The following is a 9,061-nucleotide window of genomic DNA, read 5'->3' as shown; positions in this document are numbered from 1 at the left end:
CCGCCTTTATCCACCCGCTCTGCTGTTTTCTTTAAAGTTTAATATAGAATGACAACCAAGGCGAATGACAATCCCACTTCCTACTATCCCATACCTCAAAGCGACCGAAGGTCGCGCCCTCACACCTCAAAGGCGCAACGCGCCGACCTCATAGCCCCTAGATCCTAATCTCTAGCCCCTTTTTTTTGTATCTTATTCCCCGTATGTTCAAGAGATCCCTCGCACTTGCTCTCGTTGCTGGTTCCCTCGCTTTTGCCGGGGAGTATTGGCATAATGACGATGTTACGATGAAGTTCCTTTCTATGTCGGTGTCGGCAAGGTCTGCAGCCATGTCCGGTGCCGGTGTTGCCGATGCTGGGCGCGTGTCCGAAGTGTCGCGCAACCCGCTCGCCATGAGCGTTGCCGACAAGGCCGAAATAGGACTCAACCAGATTGTCTTTGACGAGGCCAATGCGGGGAGCTACACTTCTGTCTATTATGGGCTCCCGTTCTGGGAAAAGTATGCGACTTCCTTCGCTCTCGAGTACCTGGGTTATGACGACCTGAAGGGTTACGACGAAGACGGAAATCCGACATCCGAGTTTGGCGCCTATGCCTGGGCATTGCAGGCTGGGTTGGGTAGCCACAATAAAGTTTTCAATTGGGCTTTTTCCGGCCGCTTTGCTAGCCAGACCATCGACGACGAGACCGGTTACCTCTTTGCGGGTGACTTGGGCGGATCGTTTCGCGTGAACCGCTATCTCGCCTTTGCCACAACGCTCACGAATGCGGGCTATGCGACCAAGTATATTGACGAGAAGAACTATCCGCCGATGGCTTTGCAGGCCGGCTTGACGGGAACGATTCCGTTCAATGAAAACTGGATCTTGAGTCTTTCGGCCGATGCTTACCGCCGTTCCGATACCGATCCGCAGTGGTTATTTGGCGGCGAACTCTCGTTCTACGAAATCCTCTACTTGCGTGGCGGTTACGCCATTCGCCCAGATACTGAGGATGCGATAAGCGCAGGTGTTGGCCTAGCATTCGGTGCCATCGTCTTTGACTACGGCTACAGCCCCCGCAAGGCATTCAATGCCGGGAACCATCTCTTTACGCTGGGCATGAAGTTCTAATTCCTCGCGGAATCTGTTTGCGGCGCGTCGGTGACGCGCTTTTTTATTTGGTAAGAAAGCGAACCCCTGCTTATGCCAAGTACCTGTGCGGCTTGACTCTTGTTGCCGCCACAGCACTTGATTGCCTTCTCGATGATTTCCCATTCTGGAGCGTGCATCCGTGCATCGTAAGGCTGCCCCTTTTCTCCTGCGGCCAGTTTCGAGAATTCGTCGTCGAGGATTCCCGTGAGCGAATAACCGTGCGGCTTGAGCAGTGCATAACGCTGTATCACATTTTTGAGTTGGCGAATATTTCCAGGCCATTGTTTGGATTTGAGCAGGAACATTTCGAATTCGTCAAAACGCCTACCTTGTTTTGATGCATTAGGGATAGCAGAATAAATCTTTTGGGCATCGTACCATAAGTCATTGGCAATGTTTTCAAAATCGGCGCGCTCCCGGAGAGGCGGGATAGTTACAGGGAAAACGTTTATCCTGAAAAAGAGATCTTCGCGGAATTTGCCTGCGCAGATGTCTGAGCGTAGGTCCCGATTTGTGGCGCAGATGAGCCGAAAATCTACCGGGAAAGCTTCGTAGTCGCCAATGGGCGTAACCGTCCTTTCTTGCAATATTCGCAGGAGCTTGCACTGTGTTTCGAGCGGCATTTCGCCAATTTCGTCCAAAAAGAGCGTACCATGATTCGCTGAACGCACGATACCGAGACGTTCTTCGGAAGCTCCGGTGAATGCGCCCTTGCGGTACCCTTCCAAGATGCTTTCGGCAAGCCCTTTCGCGATAGCGCCACAGTTAAGCGCAACAAAAGGGCCGCTTGCCCTCTTGCTGTGATTATGGATAAACTGCGCTGCGACTTCCTTGCCGGAGCCGGACTCCCCAAGCAAAAGCACCGAAATATCGGAGTCTGCCGCAATGCGTAACATGGATTCGTGCGAGTTCATATAACTTCTACGTTATATGACGTTTTTATAAGAAAATTTGTCCCAAAAAAATTATGTTTTTTACAATCGCATTGAAATTTTTACAATAGCAAGGACTCTTATTGAACGGCAATGCTTTTGATGCAACTTTTGAATTCAGCTTTGTTGGTTTTTTCAAAGTTGTACGCATGAATGAATTCATTACCATCATCGTCTTTCCAATCAGCGGTGTTAAAAAATTCTGCATTTTCGGCCTTGCACAAGGATTCATCCAGGTATTTTTTTTGATAGGCAAGATTGCACGTCGTTTTGCCGTCCGTTACTTCCACTTGAACTTCCATATTCGTGGAACCCCTGTCGTAGCCAGTTTGGATCAGAGTTAAATCGGCTTGGAGAACCTTGGCCGTAAAGGTTTTGCCGCCCAGCTCAAAGGTTTCGCCCGTTTTGTTTTTATCTATGATATTAATGGTGCTGTGATCTATGGCGTTACCCTCGAAAGAAGTGTCTGGATAAAAGATAAGGGCGCCGTAGATGCTCGCTTTTGTTCCACTCAAATTGCTGTACAGGCTTTCCATGAAGGCGGAGTTCATGTAATCGCTCTTGTCCGCAAGAAATTTTTTCCAATGCCATAAGATGGTAAAGACGAAGCGATCCTCCGATAGCGTAATGAAAGGATGTATGTAGGTATAGTCGTCTTCGCACCATTTCAATTCCTGGGTTTCGGCATAGTACAGGCATCCTGTAAAGGTCCATTTGGAATAGATATTTCCCGGCGTGCCGCCAACGAGTACTTCTGCGCTTTTGTCTATTTCCCCGTTGCGGATGTTGAAGAACATCAGGGTGTCGTTATGGAATTCGTACTTGACGGAATCAGGGGTCTTGTAAACCGGCATCGGTTTCCAAGTATAGGCGTCGCCATCCTTCACGCACAAATCTGCATTTTTCTCGTCGGCAGTTATTGCCAGAATGTGGTTTTCTTCATCAACAAAAGCATGGCTTGAAATGTTAATCGTGATATCGTCACTGTCCGAGGTGGTTTTCTCATTGCCAGAGGAATTGCCGTCAGCGATAGGCGTGTCTTTTGAATCAACATTCGATGAAGAATCACCATTGGCATTGGAAGAACTGTCATCCCCGCAAGCGGCAAAGGCAAGTGAAATTGTAATGGCAAGGAGAATTTTTTTCATGATAGAATATTTAGATAATTTTTAGAGTGGTTAAGGGCCTGTCACAGCGATTCCGCGGAGACATTCTTTGAATTCTCTATCGTTGGAAATAAAATATGTGTGAGCACACCTGTATTCATTATTATCAATGTCGGTTATTGAACTTGTTTTATAATATTCTTTATAATTATCGGAGCACAATTCTTTTGTCATCCATTTTGAAATATAAATGACATTGCAAACGGTATTTTCATCTGATACATCGATACTGAATTCATTATTGATTCCATTCAAAGAAATCATTGATCGCTCTATTTTTCTTACCGTGACGGTATATCTTTTGTCGTGCAAAGAAAAAGTTTGTTCTCTTTTGGAATTTTCGATGATATTCACGCCATATTTTTCGGGAATACCTTCTTTTTCTTTTTCTAACATAATCTCTCTTGCAATTTCATCATTATAGTCGGAACCTCCACTAAGGATGATATATATATCATCCATAAAAGAAGAATTCATGAAGTCTGTGGAATCTGTTAAGGAAGAGAATAGTTCATAGGAGATAATTTTTTTTGCTGTTATTTTATTTGGCGAAATTTCGGCGACTGCTTCAAAGAATTGCTGAACTCTTGGGCATGACGTCGTACTGTCTCTTTTATTAAACGAACAATGCGTGTTTTTCCAAGTTCCATAGAGATTCCCTCCTGTACCGCCAATGTATTCGAGACCTTCGTTCATATTAAGTTCGTATAATAACAGAGTATCTCCACGAAATTCGTATCTTAAAGTATCTGTTTGAGCGGAAAAATCCAAGGATTTCCATATCCAAGAATTATTTTCTTGAATGCATAAATTTGAAGATAGGTGATCAATGGTTCGTATTATTAGTTGTTGAGCCTCGTCAACCTTAATTGTGTACGATGTCGTGTTTGGATCATCGTTGGCATTGGGCGAAGATGTGTCGCTATTGACGGACGAGCTGTCATCCCCGCAAGCGGCAAAGGCAAGTGAAATTGTAATGGCGAACAGGGCCTTTTTCATGGGAAAAAATCCTTCTTAAAATCGTTTTTGTTAATATAACATAAAACTATCTAAAGTGCATAAGAATACATGATAATTTGTGCAGGAACTTTGCCAATCCGGCCCAATTTAGGCGTTTTGGGGTAAAACCTTGCCGTGATTTGCCATTTTTTCTAAATTTTGCTCCGCGCGATAGAATTTTCTGTCGCAGACATAGACACAAAAACCAAGTGGCTGGCCAGATGGGTAGGCTTGGGCACGACGGTCGCGAGGAAAGCGATTGCGCTCGAAGCTGAGAGGTTTGGTGGCCCGAAAGGAAAAAATGAGTCAAAGAATCGTATGCAAGTTCGGCGGCAGCTCTGTCGCCGATGCCGGCCAGTTCAAGAAGATCAAGGCCATCGTTGAATCCGACAAGAACCGCAAGGTCATCGTCGTTTCCGCCCCCGGCAAGCGCAATCCCAAAGAGACGAAGCTTACCGACCTCCTCTACAGCACCTACGACCTCGCCTCCAAGGGCCTCGACTTTTCGACGCCGTGGAACCTGATCCGTCAGCGCTATGACGAAATCTGCAAGGACCTGGGTCTCGAAGACAAGCTGACCGAAGACCTCGACAGCCTTGAAGACAAGCTGAAGAACCAGCCCGAATCCGTCAGCACGGACTTCCTCGTGAGCCGTGGCGAATTCCTCTGCGCACGCCTCATGGCCAAGTACCTGGGCGCAAACTTCGTCGACACCTTCCCACTGATTACCTTCGACGACAAGTACCGCATTGTCCCGAAGACCTACGAAGACATCGCAAAGACGCTCTCCGACGAGAACCAGCTCTACGTGCTGCCGGGCTTCTATGGTGCAAACCTCCGTGGCGAAGTCAAGACCTTCAGCCGTGGCGGCTCCGACATTACGGGCGCCATCCTCGCTAACGGCATTGATGCCGCCAAGTACGAGAACTGGACCGATGTCTCGGGCATGCTCATGGCTGACCCGCGCATTGTGGAAAATCCGCTGCCCATCGAATACGTGAGCTACCGCGAAATCCGCGAACTCGCCTACTCCGGCGCTTCTGTGCTTCACGACGAATCCATAGCCCCGTGCCGCGCGAAGAAGATTCCTATCAACATCCGCAACACGAACCGCCCCGAAGACGCTGGCACCATCATCGGCCCCACTCCGGAAGAAGCGAAGCTCCCGATTACGGGTGTCGCCGGCCGCAAGGGCTTCTCCATGATTTACATCGAGAAGTCCATGATGAACAAGGAAGTCGGTTTCGGTCGCCGCGTGCTCGCCGTGCTCGAAAGCGAAGGCCTCTCCTACGAACTGTGCCCGAGCGCCATCGACTCCATGAGCATCGTGGTGGACTCTAAGGCTCTCGACGCCGTGCAGGATGTGGTCCTCGAAGACATCACGCAGCAGATGCGCCCCGACCGTATCAAGGTGTTCCCGGGTATCGCCCTCATCGCTACCGTGGGTCACGGCATGACGAACAAGATCGGCGTGGCTGCAAAGTTGTTTACCGCTCTCGCCGAGAACAAGGTGAACGTCCGCATCATCGACCAGGGTTCTTCGCAGATCAACATCATTACTGGTGTTGACGAAGCCGATACCGAGAAGGCCATCAAGGCCATCTACAACGCCTTCGTGAAATAATCCGCGAGTGTCATCCATTATTACCCCCGACCATGATGGCCGGGGGTATTTTTCTAAAATTGATGTATTCGTATGAGTAATGTGCTTAAAATCGTTCTTCTGTTTTCTTGCGCTTTATTTGCACAAGTAATACCTGCTTCCATAGATTCCTTGTCGCAGGAAAACGACATAGAAGAAACTGCAATCGAACATCATGTGATTTATTATGATTATGAATTATTTTTTGGTAACCAATATTACCTAGACGGGAAGGCCGTAGACAATTTGTCCGAGATAAGGCGACTTTTGCTTGCGAACGAAAATTCCAGGCATTCCGCCAAGGTTTCGAATGTACTTATGGGAGTTGCATACGTATTTGGGGGCTTGAGCGGGATCTTGCTTGCATATGGGCTTGTGCAGGATCAGCCTTATTTCAAGTACATGTTGATTGGCTCTGGCGTTTCTTTTACTACAGGTGTTGTCAGCGCAGGAGTCTCTGCGCATTACCTAGAAAAGGCGATTGACGAGTATTGGTAGAAAAAACATTGTATGGAAGGGTGAATATTTATCTAGTTTTTATTTGTGGGTTTGCCAGAGATTAAAATAGGTCCAATTTGGCGGTGCGCAATTCTTTTGGCGTTGCTCTTTTTGCTGTATGGATGCGCTACGTATTCGGCCAATATTAAAGAGGGTTCCTTTGATGTTAATCCACCTAAGCCTTTTTGGGGGCCGGGAACATACATTTTCCCAGATGAATTTTATATCAGGGGAACAATGTCATATAGCATTGAAGATAAAGAAACATTTTCCCTAGAGAAATATGAAAAAGAAAAATCTGACAAGAAAAAGACAAAGAATAATAATATCAACTATGTTTTACAAAAGAATCCATTTAGCGGATCGGTAGAATTTTTTTGTAAAAAGGAAATCTATGACGGGGGAGCACGTTTAGCTATAGAACCTTATCCATCTGTAATTCTATTTGCAGGAATTAATGCGTTATATGGAGAATTTGGATTTGGTTTACGTATAGGATATTCTAAAGACGATGCCAGCTATTCTGGTGATTACTTTTATGAATCACCAAATGGAGCCGAAGACGATAATGGTAAATTTCAAGAGGAACATTCCTACCATAATGCAAATTATGGAATATATATGTTCTCAAGTATTTTTGTTACAGAAATCTTCTCCTTGAATTTTTCAACTGGATTATATCAACCATGGTTATATAGGAGATCGCTGTATTTAGAGAATGTCAATTATCCTGAAGACTATGACATATCGATAGATTTTCCATTCCTTCTTTCGCAGTATGTTGGGGTGACATTATTTTTGTTGGACCATATTCAACTAAGTACTGGAGAGACCGTTTTTTATTCATCTTATATAGAACCGATCCATTGGCAAACAAATATTTCAATTTCATATTTATTCTAGTATTACATGAAATGGAGGCCTGCTTATGAATCAATCGTTGCTTCGTGTTTGCTCCGCCGTGTTTATCGTGAGCGGGCTGAATACTATTGCAGGGCTGTTGTTGCAGCTGCTTACGGCCGGGATGTCGGACGATTCGCTCATGGCGGGCTATATGGGCTCAATTGTGATGGGTATGCTCGGCATAGCTGCGGGTATTGCCTCGCTTGTTAAAAAGACGCCTATTTTTCTGATGATTCTCTCCGTGCTTTCGATTGCGGTACGGCTCATTGGTGCCGTGGTAATCCCTTATACCTATTCATCGATGGGTTTGGGAATCGGTGCGATTTTGAATGCGCTCGTCAATAATTTCGTGAACCTTTCCCTTGTCCTGTGCATCACGACGTTCTTTATCGGTTTGAAGAAGACGGCGATTGAAGAAAAAGGCCTGAACCTTGGACTGCTCCGTTTCTGTGCGGTCATCTTTATTGTCGATGGCGCGAACGATTTGCTCAAGATTCTGTTGAGCTACTTTACGAAAACGGCAAGCGGTTTTGTGCAATCGCTTTCCTGGTTTTCTATTGCGCTGGTGGTCGTTTCGATTGCGGTGGGTATTTTTGCGATAGCCAAGAAGAATTCGCTTGCCTTGAAAGTCTATGCGCTGATTGCGTTCGTGCAGATTCTGTGGAATACCTTCGCATACGTCCGCGAGTACATGTTTGGCGGCATCTATATCGGCAATGCCGTTATCGGACTCGTTTTCAACACGTTCTTCGTGGTGTGCATCGCCACGTTCTTTGTCAATGTGGAAGAAACCAAGTTCTATTTCCAGAAACTGAAGAAACTACCTAAAATAGGTAACCTATTTTAGGTAATTTTTGCCTTATTTCCCGTACCTTTTCACATTTTGGCTGCGCCGAGATTCTTGCGCTGTCGGCGAGCGCGTGCGAATCATCGGTGCGGAACAGTTCCATGTCCACCCAGAAATCGATGCTGTACTTTTTGCAGGCCTGAGCCACCGCACGTTCGTAGTTGCCCACAGTCGCGGTTTCGGCATGGGGCTTGCCTGCATCACTTGCGCCAATGCCATCCTGCACGGCGATAATGTCGGGTTTGAATCCTGCGGCAAAGAGTTTCTCGAAAAACGATTGCAACTTCTCGGGCGTTTCTAAATTCTGGTTGTAGAACGGAGCTGCCATCACCTTCCAGCCCTTCGCCTGTGCGGCTTCAGTAATCGGCTTCAAAAAATGTTCCGTGAGCATTTCCGGAGTCGAATCATCGCGCAGTCCGTCCCAGTAATAACGCGCGATCTCTTGCGGGATGTACACTCCTTCAACAACGCTATCGTTCCCGTATAATGAGTAGACTTCTTCAAGTACCTTCAGGTTCCTTGATGCGAGCGTATCGAGCTGCTCGGCGGTCGGCGGGGTGTACCAGTTTTCGCCATTGTAATAGAGCCCGAGCCAGATTTTTGTGCCTGCGGTTTTTGCCGCTTCGATGCTCTTTGGGAAAAGCTCGTTATTCTTGTATTGCGTGTTCTGCAAAAAATCGAGTTGCGAAGGATAGTACAGGTGTGTCGCCTCGACGGCGGCGTACTGCAACACGACCTCGTCCATCCCGAGCGCGTGCAAGCGCTGGTGCATGTGCGTGATTGAATCTTGCGACTGATAGGCTGTGGTCCAACCCGCATCGAACACACCCGCGATCCCTGCGGCATTCGCCTCTGCAACGAACGGCCCTGCCGCAAGCGAAAACACTCCGCACAGGAGCGCGGGGAATGCAAAATGGAATATGTGCCGCGAGACGGACATA

At 47.0% G+C, this 9,061-nt stretch carries 9 protein-coding genes; 5 read left to right on the top strand and 4 right to left on the bottom strand.

The window, feature by feature from the left end:
* The first annotated feature begins 203 nt into the window (after nt 1-203).
* A complete protein-coding gene (locus tag Q0Y46_RS08765) occupies nt 204-1,112 on the top strand; it encodes a PorV/PorQ family protein (RefSeq protein WP_297946711.1) in 909 nt (302 codons plus the stop codon).
* On the opposite strand, the gene Q0Y46_RS08760 is transcribed toward Q0Y46_RS08765, so the two are convergent.
* From Q0Y46_RS08760 to Q0Y46_RS08750, 3 genes are all read right to left on the bottom strand, one after another.
* Complete coding sequence (locus Q0Y46_RS08760) at nt 1,109-2,047, bottom strand: sigma-54 dependent transcriptional regulator (protein WP_297946709.1); 939 nt, start codon at nt 2,045-2,047, stop codon at nt 1,109-1,111. The two genes, Q0Y46_RS08765 and Q0Y46_RS08760, sit on opposite strands and share 4 nt — an antisense overlap.
* 98 nt (nt 2,048-2,145) lie before the next feature.
* Entirely contained in the window at nt 2,146-3,213 is a 1,068-nt protein-coding gene (locus tag Q0Y46_RS08755; RefSeq protein ID WP_297946707.1) for a hypothetical protein, read from the bottom strand.
* A 30-nt stretch (nt 3,214-3,243) separates the two neighbouring features.
* Nucleotides 3,244-4,230 (bottom strand): hypothetical protein, encoded by a 987-nt coding sequence (locus Q0Y46_RS08750; protein ID WP_297946705.1) that lies wholly within the window; start codon nt 4,228-4,230, stop codon nt 3,244-3,246.
* 301 nt (nt 4,231-4,531) lie between these two features.
* On the opposite strand from Q0Y46_RS08750, the gene Q0Y46_RS08745 reads away from it, so the two are divergent.
* The 4 genes from Q0Y46_RS08745 to Q0Y46_RS08730 all read left to right on the top strand — a co-directional run bounded on the left by Q0Y46_RS08745 (nt 4,532) and on the right by Q0Y46_RS08730 (nt 8,120).
* A complete protein-coding gene (locus tag Q0Y46_RS08745; protein ID WP_297946703.1) occupies nt 4,532-5,854 on the top strand; it encodes an aspartate kinase in 1,323 nt (440 codons plus the stop codon).
* 72 nt (nt 5,855-5,926) lie between these two features.
* Nucleotides 5,927-6,370: a hypothetical protein gene (locus Q0Y46_RS08740; RefSeq protein WP_297946700.1), complete on the top strand. Its 444-nt coding sequence runs from the start codon at nt 5,927-5,929 to the stop codon at nt 6,368-6,370.
* A gap of 45 nt (nt 6,371-6,415) precedes the next feature.
* Entirely contained in the window at nt 6,416-7,273 is an 858-nt protein-coding gene (locus Q0Y46_RS08735) for a hypothetical protein (RefSeq protein ID WP_297946698.1), read from the top strand.
* A 25-nt stretch (nt 7,274-7,298) separates the two neighbouring features.
* Nucleotides 7,299-8,120, top strand: a complete 822-nt coding sequence (locus Q0Y46_RS08730; protein WP_297946697.1) for a hypothetical protein — start codon at nt 7,299-7,301, stop codon at nt 8,118-8,120.
* Here the strand turns inward: Q0Y46_RS08730 and Q0Y46_RS08725 are convergent.
* Nucleotides 8,098-9,060 (bottom strand): DUF4434 domain-containing protein, encoded by a 963-nt coding sequence (locus Q0Y46_RS08725; RefSeq protein ID WP_297946696.1) that lies wholly within the window; start codon nt 9,058-9,060, stop codon nt 8,098-8,100. The two genes, Q0Y46_RS08730 and Q0Y46_RS08725, sit on opposite strands and share 23 nt — an antisense overlap.
* Nucleotide 9,061 lies beyond the last annotated feature (1 nt).

Source organism: uncultured Fibrobacter sp., from assembly GCF_947305105.1.
In the GTDB taxonomy this organism is placed as follows: Bacteria; Fibrobacterota; Fibrobacteria; order Fibrobacterales; family Fibrobacteraceae; genus Fibrobacter.
The sequence above is the reverse complement of the archived record's forward strand: the minus strand, read 5'-3'. Positions and strand labels throughout refer to the sequence as shown.